General features: G+C 47.8%; 14 protein-coding genes. 1 reads left to right on the forward strand and 13 read right to left on the reverse strand.

The genetic code is table 11. The annotated features are described in order from the left end of the window. Positions 1-9: 9 nt before the first annotated feature. The 3 genes from FBQ74_RS12700 to FBQ74_RS12710 all read right to left on the reverse strand — a co-directional run bounded on the left by FBQ74_RS12700 (position 10) and on the right by FBQ74_RS12710 (position 3,033). Positions 10-489: a flagellar protein FlaG gene (locus FBQ74_RS12700; RefSeq protein WP_139757018.1), complete on the reverse strand. Its 480-nt coding sequence runs from the start codon at positions 487-489 to the stop codon at positions 10-12. Between the two features lie 78 nt (positions 490-567). Next, positions 568-1,503 (reverse strand): flagellin N-terminal helical domain-containing protein, encoded by a 936-nt coding sequence (locus tag FBQ74_RS12705; protein ID WP_139757019.1) that lies wholly within the window; start codon positions 1,501-1,503, stop codon positions 568-570. A gap of 594 nt (positions 1,504-2,097) precedes the next feature. Continuing rightward, positions 2,098-3,033, reverse strand: a complete 936-nt coding sequence (locus FBQ74_RS12710; protein WP_139757020.1) for a flagellin N-terminal helical domain-containing protein — start codon at positions 3,031-3,033, stop codon at positions 2,098-2,100. A gap of 462 nt (positions 3,034-3,495) precedes the next feature. Here FBQ74_RS12710 and FBQ74_RS12715 point away from each other — a divergent pair, with 462 nt between their 5' ends. After that, on the forward strand, positions 3,496-3,777 hold the full coding sequence (locus FBQ74_RS12715) for a hypothetical protein (RefSeq protein WP_139757021.1): 282 nt from the start codon (positions 3,496-3,498) through the stop codon (positions 3,775-3,777). A 41-nt stretch (positions 3,778-3,818) separates the two neighbouring features. Here the strand turns inward: FBQ74_RS12715 and fliS are convergent, their stop codons facing one another. From fliS to FBQ74_RS12765, 10 genes are all read right to left on the reverse strand, one after another. Beyond that, positions 3,819-4,232, reverse strand: a complete 414-nt coding sequence (gene fliS / locus FBQ74_RS12720; protein ID WP_139757022.1) for a flagellar export chaperone FliS — start codon at positions 4,230-4,232, stop codon at positions 3,819-3,821. A gap of 199 nt (positions 4,233-4,431) precedes the next feature. Further along, positions 4,432-5,655, reverse strand: a complete 1,224-nt coding sequence (gene flgL / locus FBQ74_RS12725; protein WP_139757023.1) for a flagellar hook-associated protein FlgL — start codon at positions 5,653-5,655, stop codon at positions 4,432-4,434. A gap of 6 nt (positions 5,656-5,661) precedes the next feature. Next, a complete protein-coding gene (flgK, locus tag FBQ74_RS12730; protein WP_139757024.1) occupies positions 5,662-7,713 on the reverse strand; it encodes a flagellar hook-associated protein FlgK in 2,052 nt (683 codons plus the stop codon). Between the two features lie 21 nt (positions 7,714-7,734). Then, positions 7,735-8,703: a flagellar assembly peptidoglycan hydrolase FlgJ gene (gene flgJ / locus FBQ74_RS12735; protein WP_139757025.1), complete on the reverse strand. Its 969-nt coding sequence runs from the start codon at positions 8,701-8,703 to the stop codon at positions 7,735-7,737. Continuing rightward, entirely contained in the window at positions 8,703-9,815 is a 1,113-nt protein-coding gene (locus FBQ74_RS12740; protein WP_139757026.1) for a flagellar basal body P-ring protein FlgI, read from the reverse strand. The genes flgJ and FBQ74_RS12740 overlap by 1 nt, the downstream gene beginning before the upstream one ends. A gap of 9 nt (positions 9,816-9,824) precedes the next feature. Continuing rightward, positions 9,825-10,505 carry a flagellar basal body L-ring protein FlgH gene (gene flgH, locus FBQ74_RS12745; RefSeq protein ID WP_139757027.1) on the reverse strand — a complete coding sequence of 227 codons (681 nt, stop codon included), beginning with the start codon at positions 10,503-10,505 and terminating at the stop codon, positions 9,825-9,827. Positions 10,506-10,516: 11 nt separating this feature from the next. Continuing rightward, a complete protein-coding gene (gene flgG, locus FBQ74_RS12750; protein WP_139757028.1) occupies positions 10,517-11,305 on the reverse strand; it encodes a flagellar basal-body rod protein FlgG in 789 nt (262 codons plus the stop codon). Between the two features lie 51 nt (positions 11,306-11,356). Beyond that, positions 11,357-12,100 (reverse strand): flagellar basal body rod protein FlgF, encoded by a 744-nt coding sequence (locus tag FBQ74_RS12755; RefSeq protein WP_139757029.1) that lies wholly within the window; start codon positions 12,098-12,100, stop codon positions 11,357-11,359. Between the two features lie 129 nt (positions 12,101-12,229). Continuing rightward, positions 12,230-13,600 carry a flagellar hook protein FlgE gene (gene flgE / locus FBQ74_RS12760; protein WP_139757030.1) on the reverse strand — a complete coding sequence of 457 codons (1,371 nt, stop codon included), beginning with the start codon at positions 13,598-13,600 and terminating at the stop codon, positions 12,230-12,232. A gap of 15 nt (positions 13,601-13,615) precedes the next feature. Next, positions 13,616-14,302, reverse strand: coding sequence for a flagellar hook assembly protein FlgD (locus FBQ74_RS12765; protein ID WP_139757031.1), 687 nt, complete (start codon positions 14,300-14,302; stop codon positions 13,616-13,618). Between the last annotated feature and the right edge of the window lie 20 nt (positions 14,303-14,322).

Consider the following 14,322-nt stretch of genomic DNA (forward strand, 5'->3'; position numbering starts at 1 on the left):
TAAATAGAATTACAAACGCTCGTTGATGAAAATGCCTGACGCATGTGTTTCCTGCTCTCCATGCAGATTATGTGCCTGCTCTTTAAGACTATCGGCAATATCGCTTAAAGCTTTAGCTATCTCTCTTAATTCCTTCGGCGGAAGCTCTCTTATGATGTCGCCACTTTCTTTATCAACAACCTTGATAATAGGTGGATCGTTGGCATCATCAAATTCGAAAATTAAACTGGTCGCTTTTAAAGGAAACTGCTCATTGATAGTAGACAGCCGCTCAAGAATAAGCTGTTTATCCGGTTCTTCACTTATTGGCTTCTTAGAAACATCATTAGAGAATTCAGAAACCGTTATGTTAACGGGTGATGCCTTTTCCGGCCGCAATTGGGATTCTTTTACTGCAGTGATTTTATCAAGGCTTGCTCTGGCAGAAAAAGAGTTATCGCCCGTCATTAGGGGATAACTTTTAATGTCTGTTGAATCGTTTACCGCCATATCCGTCTCCTATTTCATTACCATTAACAGAAAATGCCCACGCGGGCATTTTCTCGGTGGTAAAGAAACAAATATAACTTAGCCCAGTAAGCTCAATGCGGCCTGTGGACGCTGATTAGCCTGAGCAAGAATAGACTGAGAAGCCTGTTGCAAAATCTGGTTTTGCGTCAGCTTTGCCGTTTCAGCGGCAAAGTCAGCATCTTTAATCCGCGATTTTGCAGCAGACAGATTTTCAGCAATATTTGACTGGTTGTTAATTGCAGATTGGAAACGGTTTTGAACCGCACCCAGCTCGGCACGTTTTTTGTCAACAACTGCTATCAAACTGTCCATACCAGCAAGAACTGCTTGTGCATTACCCTGGGTTGAAACACTTATTGCAGTTGCTTTGAATGTTGCTGCGAACGTACCAGCTGCAGTGTCTAAAGCAGATAACTGATCGCCAGTCACTGCACTGGCAATGGACGCAATACCTGACAGTGTGAAGCCATCCCCTGCCAGCGAGTTTGCTGCGGCGGTTCCGCCCACGTTTTTCATGCTAAAGCCGATAGTTTGATTGGCATCTGCACCTACTTGGAAACTTGCATCGTATGAGCCATCCAACAGATTTTGACCACCAAAGGTTGTATCTTCAGCAATACGATTGACCTCGGACATTAGAGAGCGCATCTCTTCCTGAATCGCCAGGCGGTCTTCATCAGTGTTAGAACCATTAGCAGCCTGCGAGGCAAGCGTTCTGACACGCTGAAATGAGTTGGTAATTTCATCCATTGCACCTTCAGCAGTCTGTGCCAGTGAAATACCGTCGTTGGCATTACGAATACCCTGGTTCAGACCATTGATTTGTCCTTCAAGACGGTTTGAAATCTGCAAGCCTGCTGCATCATCCTTCGCGCTGTTGATCCGAAAACCTGAAGACAACCGCTCAAAGGCTTGATCCAAACGATTTCCAGAGTTCATTAACTGACGCTGTGCGTTCAGTGAACTTACATTAGTATTTACAGTTAAAGCCATTGTAGCCTCCACTTCTTTATATAGTATCCGGTATCATTGCCTACCCCTAAGCAAGTAATTCCGGGTTCAACGAGTAACCTGAATAGATCCTCTAATTAAAGATATCGACTAGATTTACTCAACCTTTAGTTTTTTCGTTGCTTTTTGTTAACACTTTAGAATTAGCCTGGTGATGAGCAAGACTTTATAGGGATAGAGGCGACTTGGGGCTATTGCTTAATTGATACTGACTCAGGATAGAACACGCCGCTTCATTAGATGTGGATATAGATCGACGTTTATATTTTTCTGCATTAAACGCTGCCGAAGCGGCAATAATTGTCACAAAAAATGAAAAACATTGCCGTTTTGCTGACAATCCTACTTTTCACTGTTGCACAAAAAAGCGGAAGGCAAAGGCCTTCCGCTTGACTTACGATTGAGAGAGATAAACCTGTGGAAAGTTGGCGCAGGTTTTGCTTCACTTTTATTGTGTCAAAAGTTTGTACGCCTTACTTTTGTTACTATGGTACAAGCCTCCACTTCTAGCTTGCCATACTTTAAGCACCCTTATCACTACCCCTAACGATGAGGGTGCTTTCCTACCTTTACCTATTAACCCTGTAATAAGCTAAGAGCAGCCTGTGGGCGTTGATTTGCCTGACCCAGGATAGACTGCGATGCCTGCTGCAGAATCTGGTTTTTTGTCAGTTTCGCTGTTTCAGCAGCAAAGTCAGCATCTTTTATGCGGGACTTCGCGGCTGACAAGTTCTCGGAGATATTAGCCTGGTTATTGATTGCCGATTGGAACCGGTTTTGTACAGCACCCAATTCAGCGCGCTTTTTATCAACTACCGCAATTAAGCTATCCATACCTGCTAGAACTGCTTGTGCATTACCCTGGGTTGAAACACTAATTGCAGTTGCTTTAAATGTTGCTGCAAACGAACCAGCTGCGGTATCTAAAGCAGATAACTGATCGCCACTCACGGCACTGGCAATAGACGCAATACCGGATAGAGTAAAGCCATCCGTCAGCGTGTTTTCTGCAGCGGTTCCGCCCACGTTCTTCATGCTAAAGCCGATAGTCTGATTAGCATCTGCACCTACCTGGAAACTTGCATCGTATGAGCCATCCAACAGATTTTGACCACCAAAAGTTGTATCCTCAGCTATACGATTTACCTCGGTCATTAAAGAGCGAATTTCTTCTTGTATAGCCAAGCGGTCTTCATCAGTGTTAGAACCATTCGCAGCCTGTGATGCCAGCGTTCTTACGCGTTGGAAAGAGTTAGTAATCTCATCCATGGCACCTTCAGCAGTTTGCGCTAGTGAGATACCGTCGTTGGCGTTACGAATACCCTGGTCCAGGCCCATAATCTGTGATTGCAAACGGTTACTAATTTGCAGACCTGCCGCGTCATCTTTTGCGCTGTTAATTCTGAAACCTGAAGACAGACGCTCGAAAGCCTGATCCAGACCATTTGATGAACTCATCATTTGACGCTGTGCATTCAGTGAACTTACGTTAGTGTTAACTGTTAAAGCCATGGTTTATCTCCTCAATCTTACTAAAAAAGGTGTGCCGGCTCTGGCCTGGTCATCCCTTCGTTTCTGTTGATTCCGGTCTCTCATCTCCGGACAATTAAGTTAACGGCGCTACCGAAAATTACTTAAGACATTTTTTCAATTTTTGATGGTATTTTCTGAGGACGAATAACCAGCGGGGTAGGCAAAAACAAAATAAGACAATGATTTATAAAGATTTTTCGACTATTGTCGCGTTAAAAAATAACGACAAAAATCTTTTATCCGATGCATTTGCACTACGTTCTATGAAGTAGGGGTGCCGAACAAAGCCAGTCCTAAATTCTCCTTCGACACACCGATGATAGGCGCCGGGTCATTCATATTTGAGTCACGAATAATGTGGATAAGCGACAGCCGGTATTAAGCAAAATGGTAAGTGAAAACTGAACAGGATGATTAACAGGTCGAGCCCGGATAACCTGTTTGAGCTACCGCTGTACTGAGGCTGAGCAAGACGTCATGCCCGCTTACCCCTATTACCGGAATCCGACAGCTGCACTGAGCACATCTATTATCAGGCTTGCCAGTACTCGTCAGACGCAACACGCGCGACTTCTTTACAGCGAAGAGGGCTCAGTAAATAACATCGATACATCGATGATGTTAAAAAAGAAAATAGTACGGATGGAGGCGTATTTATTGCGACAGGCTCTGTCACTGCTTTGGCAGCAAATGAGCCTGTCAGTAAACGTCAATCAGGAATGAATTGTGTGAGGTTCAAAATGAGATAGCTGTCGCAGACGTTTTTACCCTGCCCGACGCGCGTAAGCTTCCTGTTTGTCGGCTTCAGGTATTTGTACCCACGCTGTGCGGATAGGTTCGAGTAGTGCGTAGGTTTCTTCTAAAGGCGCGATATTATTGCTTAGTAGCGCATCATTTACTTTCTCAATCATGTAGCTGTAGAGCGCGTACATATTTTCTGCAACTTCTCCGCCAACGTCCATATCCAGCGTATCTCGCAGATATATTAAGATTGACACCGCTTTCGAAATATTTTCTGATTTAGCCTCAAAGTCACTTCGCTCTATAGCACCTTTAGCATAGGCAATACGATCCAGCGCTCCCTGAAACAATAACAACGTCAGACGGTGCGGATCAGCAGCGGAAATATCCTGCTTAACGTTACCTTTTTTGTATGCGTTGATACCTCGTAAAGACATAAAAACTCCGATTCGTTGTAGTGCAGTGAAACGCTCAGTGCATATCTGAATTAAAATGATGCGGCTGGCTACCCGTGCTTATGCATTTTAGATAAGCCGCTTTATACACATCATATCGGCAGTTAAGATGAATCCTTAAGGTTCAATTAGCGCATTCGCTAAGATTTTTGTTTAAACTTAGCAAATGCTGGCTCAATGATTATTTGATGTAATTGAACAGTGACAAACCTGTCACTTTGCCGAAAGAAGAATAGGCAGCGTTTAATGCTGTCTCACGTTTCGTCAGTTCGGTAGCTGCTTCGGCAAAATCCACATCTTCGATAGATGAACGCACCTTTTTAGCTTCTATTTCCAAATCAACATTAGTCTGATACATCGAGCTGGCCAGATTTAACCTGCCCCCCACCGAAGAGCGTTCCTGGGCGACTCTTTCGACGCCGTTATCCAGGCCTATCAAAGCATCATCAAGCGCATTGCTAATCTCTTTTGATGAAAGCGAGTCATCCATGAGAATAGAAGATATATCGTGCAGTGTTTCGGCAATATTCTTTTTCTGGGGCGGATCAAGAGCAAATTCAACGGCGTCCCCCGGACTGCCGCTTAAGGTAAATGTCATGCCCTGGATTGAAAATGGCTCAGACGGCGTAAACGTTGCACTACCCACCGTTACACCCTGAGCGGGATTGGTCAGTGTGACCTGGTTTGGGCCGGTTATCTCAAGCCGAAACGTATTGTTCGCTGGCGTAACAGGATCGTAATTCGCTTTACTAAATGCATCGAATGTTTTCTGACTGTCGATGCCGCTATTTTCCACTACTGCAGTAGGCGTATTTACAATACTAAAATTACGTCTTGCCAGCACATTTTCAAACGCTTCCTGCCCGCTTACCGAGCGCTGAACATCCACCCCATCAGCAAGTTTAACGGTGTTGAAGCCATTGTCTCCCTGATAAGAGATTGCATCGGTTGCCCCACCATTAAAGACAAAAGGCTGTTGTTGAGACTGATGACCACCGAAAATATAGTTACCATTTGCATCCTGCGTATTCATGAGACCCAGCATCTCATCTCTTATCTGGCCCAACTCTATTCCAATAGCTTCTCTGTCACTGTTGTTTAAAGCGCCTGAGCCCGCTTGCAAAATCAGTGTTCGTGCGCGCGTCGCGGTATTGTTTATACTCTCGAAAACCACTTCCTGTTGTTCCAGGGCATTAACCAGAAAATCATTGTTACGTTGATATTGCTTGAGCTTATCGAGTTCTTCCGTCAGTCGGATAACTTTTGAAGCGCCAACAGGATCATCCGATGGTTTATTTAATTTTTTACCCGTACTTAATTCATTCTGCGTTTCAGATAACCCGCGCTGATTATCCATGATTGCACGAATATTTCTGTCGTAAAGTTGGTTAGTAGAAATACGCATAGTACGTTACCTGGCCGCCGATAAAATAGTATCAAAAAGTTCCTGCGCGGTAGATAGGATCCGCGCTGCCGCCGCATACGATTGCTGATAGCGAATCAGGTTTGCCGCCTCTTCATCAAGACTTACCCCTGATACCGAATCAAACCACGACTGAGACTGATTTTTCATCGCCTCTGCTGCCTGCAGTGAGACATCAGCAGTGGCGGACTTTTCACCCACCCTGCCCACCAGCGACGAGTAAGCATCGTGCAGACTTCGAGGCTGACCGGCAGTATTAGTACTTAACTGTACCACGCCTTTTTTCTGAATTTCTGCCAGCTTTACAGCGTTAGTATTGTCGTTAATACCCTGCGTGTTGTAACCCAGGTCAAACGCGTCACCTGCTGCAGGCTGACCGCTGAGTGAGAAATCATACCCAGGGTAATCGGCACCAAAGCCTGCTTGCTTGAGCAGGTCATTATAATTATTGCCAACAGTAGCCGTAGCCAATATGTTGTCGGAGCTATCAAGCACGTTAAAATCTGTTGCCGAGGTAAAAACCACCTTAACCGGCGCTTCAGTGCCTGCACTGGGCGGAGTGGCTATGCCACCAGCGCCATTAAAGGCGGAGACATCGTATTGCGTATTGGTGATGTTTACCGCTGAGACTTTAGCATCGCCTAAATTGGCTGCCGCGGCTTCAGCCCGCAATGGTGCGGCGAACGCTAAATCTTCTGGGCGCTGCGTGGCCAGTGACAGCGATGAAGCTGAAGCCTTCGTTGGTTGCAGTAAAAAGGCATCATCTGCTGCGTATGGCCCTGCTGAATCGAATGTGATTTCAACGCCGCCGGGAATTTCTGTATAACCGCCTGCGGTAACGCTCAGACCCGTATGAACAACCGGCGCGCCGTTTTCATCAAGCTTTGCCGACCCATCGGCATTGAGCATCTGCACATCAAAAGTTAGCGGTGCGCCCGCCCCATCTACCGATTGAACCGTGATTTTCAAATCGGCATCAGTCACTTCGGTGCCTTTGCCGGGCGTGAAGCGACCCGCCATCGTCAGGCTGTTGTCAGAATTATCAAAGTTCAGACCGGTAAGTTCAGGCAGATTGAATATATCTGTGCCCAATTGCATGTCCATATCCATACCAAGACGATTCTGCTGATTAACCGCATCGGCCATGGCCACGGCTATTTGCCCGATATCACGCTGCGCCGGGCTTAATACTTCATTGCGAAAACGAAACAGGCCACCCAGGCTGCCTCCCAGCTTACCTTCTGTAATGGGAACGGAGGCCTGAGGCTGATTGTCGACCATATTAAACGCCAGCTGAAGATGTTTATGGCCGGTATCGGCGCCTGTTTTCAGCTCGAATATATTGAAGCCGCCGTTTTCAAGCACCACCGATTCACCGGAGCTTAAATTAACCGCCTTAGTGCCGTTTTTATTTTCCCGAACCTCGATAGACATCATCTCGGCCAGCTGGTTGATGGCCTTATCACGCTCGTTCAATAAGGTATTGGGCTGATCGTTGCTGGCGCCCTGCATGCTGAGTATTTTCTGGTTCAAATCGCCGATATTCTGAATCAGTTCATTGGCCTGACTGACCTGCGCATCAAACTCAAGATTAAGTTCTTCTTCTTTAGCCAGCAGGTAATCTGAAGAAGTAGACATGCGATGGAGCAAGCCCTGTGCCTCACCTAATACCGACTCGCGCGAGGCCAGATTGGTAGGATCGTCTGCCGCGGTTTGTAACGCAGAGAAAAACTGGCTAAGGCCGGTGGATAACGCATTCGCCTCACTCGCCAGCAGATTATCGATAGCACTGGTTTTTTGTTTGAACGCTTCAAGTTCGCCCACGGCGGTTATGTCACGGCGTAACTGGTTTTGGGCAAACGTGTTTATTACGCGCTCGGTGGTCCCCCGACCGGCCCCCTGAGTATTCAGGTTGGTAAAAACAGTCTGTTCGCGAACGTAGCCTTCAGTGTTGACGTTGGCAATGTTGTTGGAAGTAGTTTGCAGAAGCTTGTTACTGGCATTTACACCGCTGCTGGCAATAGAAAATAAATCAATCATTTTAAAAATCCTCTGACCAGCTTAAGGCTGAAAGCCATTAAGTGTACTGCCCCGGTAGACTGACATGAGTTTGTCAGCATATGCCGGATCCGTTGCATAACCCGCTTGCTGTAATGCATTGAAATAGGCCTGACTATCCTGACTCTCAGCCACTGCCTTTTCATAGCGCGGACTGGATTGCAAAAAGCTGACATAATCCTGCATCGCTTCATCAATAGAGCCGTAAGCACGAAACGCCGCTTTTTGTTTAGCAGGCATTCCTTTGTCAAATTCCAGCGTGTCCACCACGGCCTGCTTTCCCTGCCAACCTTTATCCGCTTTAATGCCAAAGAGGTTGTAAGATGGCGTGCCATTACCATCGTGGATCACATACTGCCCCCACCCGGTTTCAACCGCAGCCTGGGCGATAATTGCTTTAGGATCGCCCCCCAGCTTTTCAGCTGCTTTTTGCGCATGTGGGTACAACGCTTCGATAAATGCTTTCTGGTCAGCCGCGATTGGCGCTTTATAAGCGGGGGTCACAGGTGGCGGGTTATCAGATACTGATTTGTCGGGTAACACCACATCCTGAGCGCGCTGAACATTATTAACCGCTTCGCGGTTAATAGATGATAGATTTCCATCGCCGCGAATGACGCTGGCAGAGGTATAATCAGGATTATTCTGTCCCAGCTGTTTGACAATCAAATCAGCCAGGCCCATGCCACCGTTTGAACTTAAATCAACAGCAAGTTGCTGGTCGTGCATATCGCGATAGAATTTAACCTGCTGGGAATTAAACGGGCTGTCTTCATCTGCCATAGCCTCCTGCGCCTTGCGCATGGATTTAAGCATCATCTGCACAAAAATCGCTTCAAATTGTTTGGCCGTCTCCTGCAAAGCGCTTTGATCTTCGCCTTTGGCAATCGCCTCACGCAGGTTGTTCAGACTACTTACATCATGAACATTTCGCGCCATTTCCATTTGATTACGGGTGTGCAGCGTATCCATCAGATCACCACCAGCTCGCCACGCAGTGCGCCAGCCTGACGCAATGCTTCTAAAATTGCCATTAAATCACCCGGCGCGGCGCCTACCTCGTTAACCGCTCTGACAAGCTGGTCAAGCGTGACGCCCGGCTCGAACTTAAACATTCTGCTGTCAGCTAAATCAACATCAACAATAGATTGTGCTGTAACTGCTGTATTACCATCAGCAAAGGCATTGGGCTGAGACACCTGCTGATTTTCAGAGATAGTCACTGTCAGGCCGCCGTGCGTAATGGCTGCAGGCAACAGCCTGACATCCTGGCCAATAACAATCGTCCCTGTACGGCTATTAATGACCACACGGGCCGGCGCCTCTGCAGCTTCAAATTCGAAATTCTCAAGTACCGCCAGAAATCCCACTCGCTGTCCGGCGTCCCGGGGAGCTGTAACTTTCACTGAAGCCGCATCCATAGGCGTTGCGATACTGTAACCTTTTTCAGGATCCGCACCCAGACGCTGGTTGATAGTATCCGCAAGACGTTTCGCTGTCGTAAAATCGGGGTAATGCAAATTCAGCGTGAGTGAGTCGCCGGCAGCAAAACCGCTGGGAACGGCTTGCTCGACCAGAGCACCATTAGGAATTCTGCCAACGGTGGGCGTGTTGATTACAATTTTTGAACCGTCGTTGCCCTGCGCGCCGAATCCACTGACGACCAGACTGCCCTGGGCCACTGCGTAGACCTTACCATCTACACCTTTCAAGAAAGTTTGCAGCAGCGTTCCGCCCTGCAGGCTACTCGCTTCACCCACTGATGAAACGGTGACATCAATCGTTTGTCCGGGTTTGGTAAAAGCGGGTAATTCAGCGTGTACAGCAACGGCAGCCACATTCTTAATTTTTGGCTTAGTGTTCGGATCCAGACTGATACCGAAGTTTGTCAGCATGGTGCGAAAGCTTTGCTCGGTAAAAGGGCTTTGTTCGCCGGTGCCGGGTAATCCCACAACCAGACCATAGCCAATAAGCTGATTTGAGCGCACGCCCTGAATACTGGCGACATCTTTAATACGCTGCGCTGACGCCTGTGTTGCTACAAGTAACATTACCAGGGCGAAAAATACGTTTACCGCTTTCATAACCACTCCTTAAAACGGCCAGTATTGCGAGGCAAAAAACTGCGTAAGCCAGCCTTTTTCCTGCGCCCGGGCGAAGCTACCGGTACCGCTATACTGAATTCTGGCATTGGCGACCTTGGTAGAAACAATTTCATTTTCCGGGCTGATATCCGCCGGTCTGATGATGCCGGTTAAACGAATGTACTCGTCGCCCTGATTCAGGGTCAGCCATTTTTCACCGCGAATCACCAGATTCTGGTTTGGCAGAACATCCACTACCGTTACTGAAATAGCGCCAGAGAGGCTATTACGCTGATTCGCCTGAGCATCACCGGCAAATTCATTGGCTGCGTTTACGCCAAGCTGTATGGACTCGCCTCCGATGTTTACTGCGTTACCGCCCAACCCGATAATTGGTTGTACATCAACGCCAGTTTCCTTTGACGTTGTCGTCCCGGCAGACTTTGTGGCGTTCGTATTTTCGCGCAATGTTACAGTGATAATGTCACCTACCCGACGGGCGGTAACATCTGAATACAGGCTATTTGCCATGTAAGGTTTAAACAGTGCGCCATCTTCGGCAATGTGCTCGCGAGGAATATTAGGCACAACCGGCGCAAACGACGGGTCGTTAGCCTGAACCGGAGGCTTAGGAGTACTGTTACACCCCGCCAGAACCAAAACACTGATAACCGCTACGAAAATACGCATAAGACTACTCGTTATAGCTGTTGAATAACCTGACCAAGCATCTGGTCAACTGATGAAATCACTTTTGAGTTCATCTCATAAAGACGCTGGCTCTCAATAAGGTTTACCAGTTCTTCGGTAACATTCACGTTGGAGGTCTCAAGGGTACCCTGAGAAATTGTGCCCAGCCCCTGCAGGCCAGGCACGCCCTGAATCGGCGCGCCGCTGGAAGCGGTTTCTACAAACAGGTTCTGACCCGTTGGTTGCAGACCAGTAGGGTTGATAAAGTCGGCGACATTAATTTGACCCAGTACCTGTGGCTCTGCCTGACCACGCATGGATGCAGACACCTCGCCATCCTGTGAAATAGAAATTTGCTGCGCATCTTCAGGCACGGTAATTTCTGGCTGCAAAAGAAAACCTGCACCGGCGGTAACGATCTGCCCCTGATCATTTAATGAGAACTGACCATTACGCGTATACGCTATCGACCCGTCGGGTTGCAGAATCTCAAAGTATCCGCGGCCCTGGATTGACATGTCTAAAGAGTTTTCTGTGCTCTGGATATTCCCCTGTGTATGCGCTTTTTGCGTCGCCACAACTTTAGAGCCTGAGCCCAGCATCAGTCCTGAAGGACGCTCTGTATCTGCCGAAGAGCGGCCGCCTGGCTGGTTAATGTTCTGGTACAGCAAGTCTTCAAATACCGCGCGATCTTTCTTAAAGCCTACTGTTGATGCGTTGGCCAGGTTGTTTGAAACCACCGAAACATCGGTTTGTGCAGCGTCTAGACCTGTCTTACTAATCCACAATGCCGGATGCATACTCTACTCCTCAAGCGTTCAGGCGGACTTACCGCCGGCGCGTAATCTTATTTACAGAATTCTTAATAACATGTTGCCGCGGGTTGATAACTCATCCGCCTTTTTCATCATCTTGACCTGCATTTCGTAGTGTCTTTGCAGGCTAATCATATCGACCATTTCATCGACCGCATTCACGTTCGACCCTTCAACCATGCCAGCGCGAACCTGCACCTGCGGATCAGCGTTGAGCACCGCTCCGTCTTTGGTATGGAATAAACCATCAGCACCGCGTTGAATACTGTTTAAATCAGGGTTCACCAACTTTAATCGCCCGACTTCCTGAGAAACCGTTTCCGGTGCGCCCACTGGACGAACCGAAATAGTGCCGTCAGACGCGATATTGAGATTATCCAGCGGTACCGGTAAATAAATCGGGCCATTGTCACCCATGGCGATATTGCCATGCATGTCCGTCAAAACTCCGTCAGGCCCCAGCTGGAAGCTCCCGTCGCGCGACAATGCTTCTTTACCGTCAGCGCCCTGCATGGCAAACCAGCCGTTGCCCTGAATAGCAACGTCAAGTTCCCGTCCCGTCTGCACCATCGCACCACCTTCGTAGTTATTTGACGGACTTTCGGTCATTGAAAACACGCGAGTCGGCAAACCTTCGCCGTACGCCGGCATTGCCCTTGCCTGTTCAAGCTGCGCTTTAAAGCCTGTGGTCTGCGCATTCGCCAGATTATTGGCTCTGACACCAGTGGCCAGAAGGTCTTGTTTGGCGCCGCTTGCAGCGATATACAGAAGTTTATCCATGACTGACTTTTGACGTTTTTGTGTGTAGTTACCCTTAATCCTGCAAGGGTAGTGCCAAAAGTGAACAATCAGTAGTACAGATAATAAAAGGGCCGCAGAATGCGGCCCCTGAACGGTGTGAGTAATCGGTTATCGGATATTCAGAATTGTCTGGTTAAGCTGATTATTGGCTTCCAGTGCTTTTGAGCTTGCCTGGAAGTTACGCTGCGCGATAATCAGGTCAATCAGCTCCGTGGTCAGGTTAACGTTGGCCTGTTCCAGTGCCGACGAGTTAATCTCACCGAAGGTTCCGGTGGTAGCCTCACCAGCCAGCGCTTCACCGGATTCAATACTTTCTTTCCATTGCGTGCTGCTTTCCTGGGTCAGGCCCTGTTCATTAGCAAAGCGCGCTAAGGCTACCCGAACAATAGGTTCGGAAGTACCATTAGAAAATGTTGCCCTTACCAGGCCATCTGCACCGATATCAATCCCTGTCAGACGTCCTACCGGTAACCCATCTTGCTCTAAAGACGTCACCTCGAATGTGGAAGCAAACTGGGTTGGCTCGTTGGGTGTTGCCTGGTCAGTTCTTAAATTAAAGTCAATAGTAATTTGCTGACTATCATCGGAACCATTTAATAGGATACCAGGGCCCAAAGCTTCTGTTTGAATTTTCTGAACAGGATTACCATCTGGTGCATCTAACCCAATAAAGTCTCCTCCAGCGCTAAACCTCATTCGGGCCGCGGCAACTTCGCTACCGGCAGGACCCACAGCATTAGTTGAAACAGTTGGATCAGCGTTACTACCATCCGAATTGACCAGGTCGACCATTTCCCCGTCCACCGCTGAAGCGACGTACCACTCGTTACTAGCATTCTGGTCTTTTATATAGTAGTACGTCATAACATGGCTATCTCCCAATGAATCATAGACTGTCACTGACGTAGCTGAGTTGTAGGTGAGTGGATCATCTGGGTCGAATAATTCTGGATCTTTACCTGCTTCCGCTGCTGGCAGATTCATTCTGATATCCACTTCACTGGTTGCCTGTGGCGAGCCAGAGGAATCTGGAATGCGCACAGGCTGGGTGGTGCTCAGTGCGACTGATGCGCTGGTGCCGTCTTTATTGACCGGAAAGCCCAACAGGTTGTCACCATTGCTGTTCACCACAAAATTATCTTCGTTCAGCTTGAACTGCCCGGAACGCGTGAAAGAATAGTCTCTGGAGTTGATTTCAGGAACCGTTGCAAAGAATCCATTTCCGGTAATCGCCAGATCCAGCGCAGTATTGGTAAACTGCAGACTGCCCTGAGAAAACTGCTGAGCGACCTGTTGTGTCAGTACACCATCACCCACTTTAGTTTTGCCTCCAGCCAGCAGGGATGAGGCATAAACATCGCCAAACTCTGCCCGAGACTCTTTAAAACCAACTGTATTAACGTTGGCAATGTTATTTGAAGTAACATCCAAATCTTTTTGCGCAGCGGCTACGCCACTCAGAGCTATGTTAAAAGACATATTTTATTTCTCCTGCTAACTACTGATTTGGATGACATCATCCAGTTTGATACTGACATCACCATCCAAATTCAAAATTACGCCCTGACCACTACCGGCCATGCTTACGCTACCTACATGACGATTCATCGCTGTCGGAATGGCAACCCCCTCGCCCTGAGCCTGGCCAGAAGCACTTACCACATACTGTCCCGGCGGCATTGGATTACCCTGTTGATCGGTTCCGTCCCAGGCAAACTGAATATTGCCAGCGCCCTGGGTGCCTGCATCAATCGACTTCACCACTTCCCCCTGGGAGTTCTTGATGGTGATTTTCATATCCTGAACAGTTTCTTCATTGACTACGACGCCGGAAAATCCAGCACCGGCACTGCCCATATAGCCGATGTTGCTTTCAACCAGCACGTTCTGACCGATCAGGCTTGATGCCTGTAGTGCCTGGTTGGATGTCATTGATGCGGCAAAATCTTTAAACTTGCTGTTAAGATCGGTAATTCCCTCTGCCATCGAGAACGATGTCATTTGCGAAACCATCTGATCGTTATCTACTGGTTTGCTGGGATCCTGGTGTGCAAGCTGTTCGGTTAATAATGAGAAAAAATCTTCCTGAGACAGTTTTTGTTCACTGCCGTCTGCAACTGGCTTTTGCTCTTCCTGCCAGTACAGATCATTAATCAGGCCTTTGTTATCTACTGTATTCACGGTGCTTTTCCTTTACCCTG

Origin of the sequence: Salinimonas iocasae, from assembly GCF_006228385.1 — a bacterium.
In the GTDB taxonomy this organism is placed as follows: domain Bacteria; phylum Pseudomonadota; class Gammaproteobacteria; order Enterobacterales; family Alteromonadaceae; genus Alteromonas; species Alteromonas iocasae.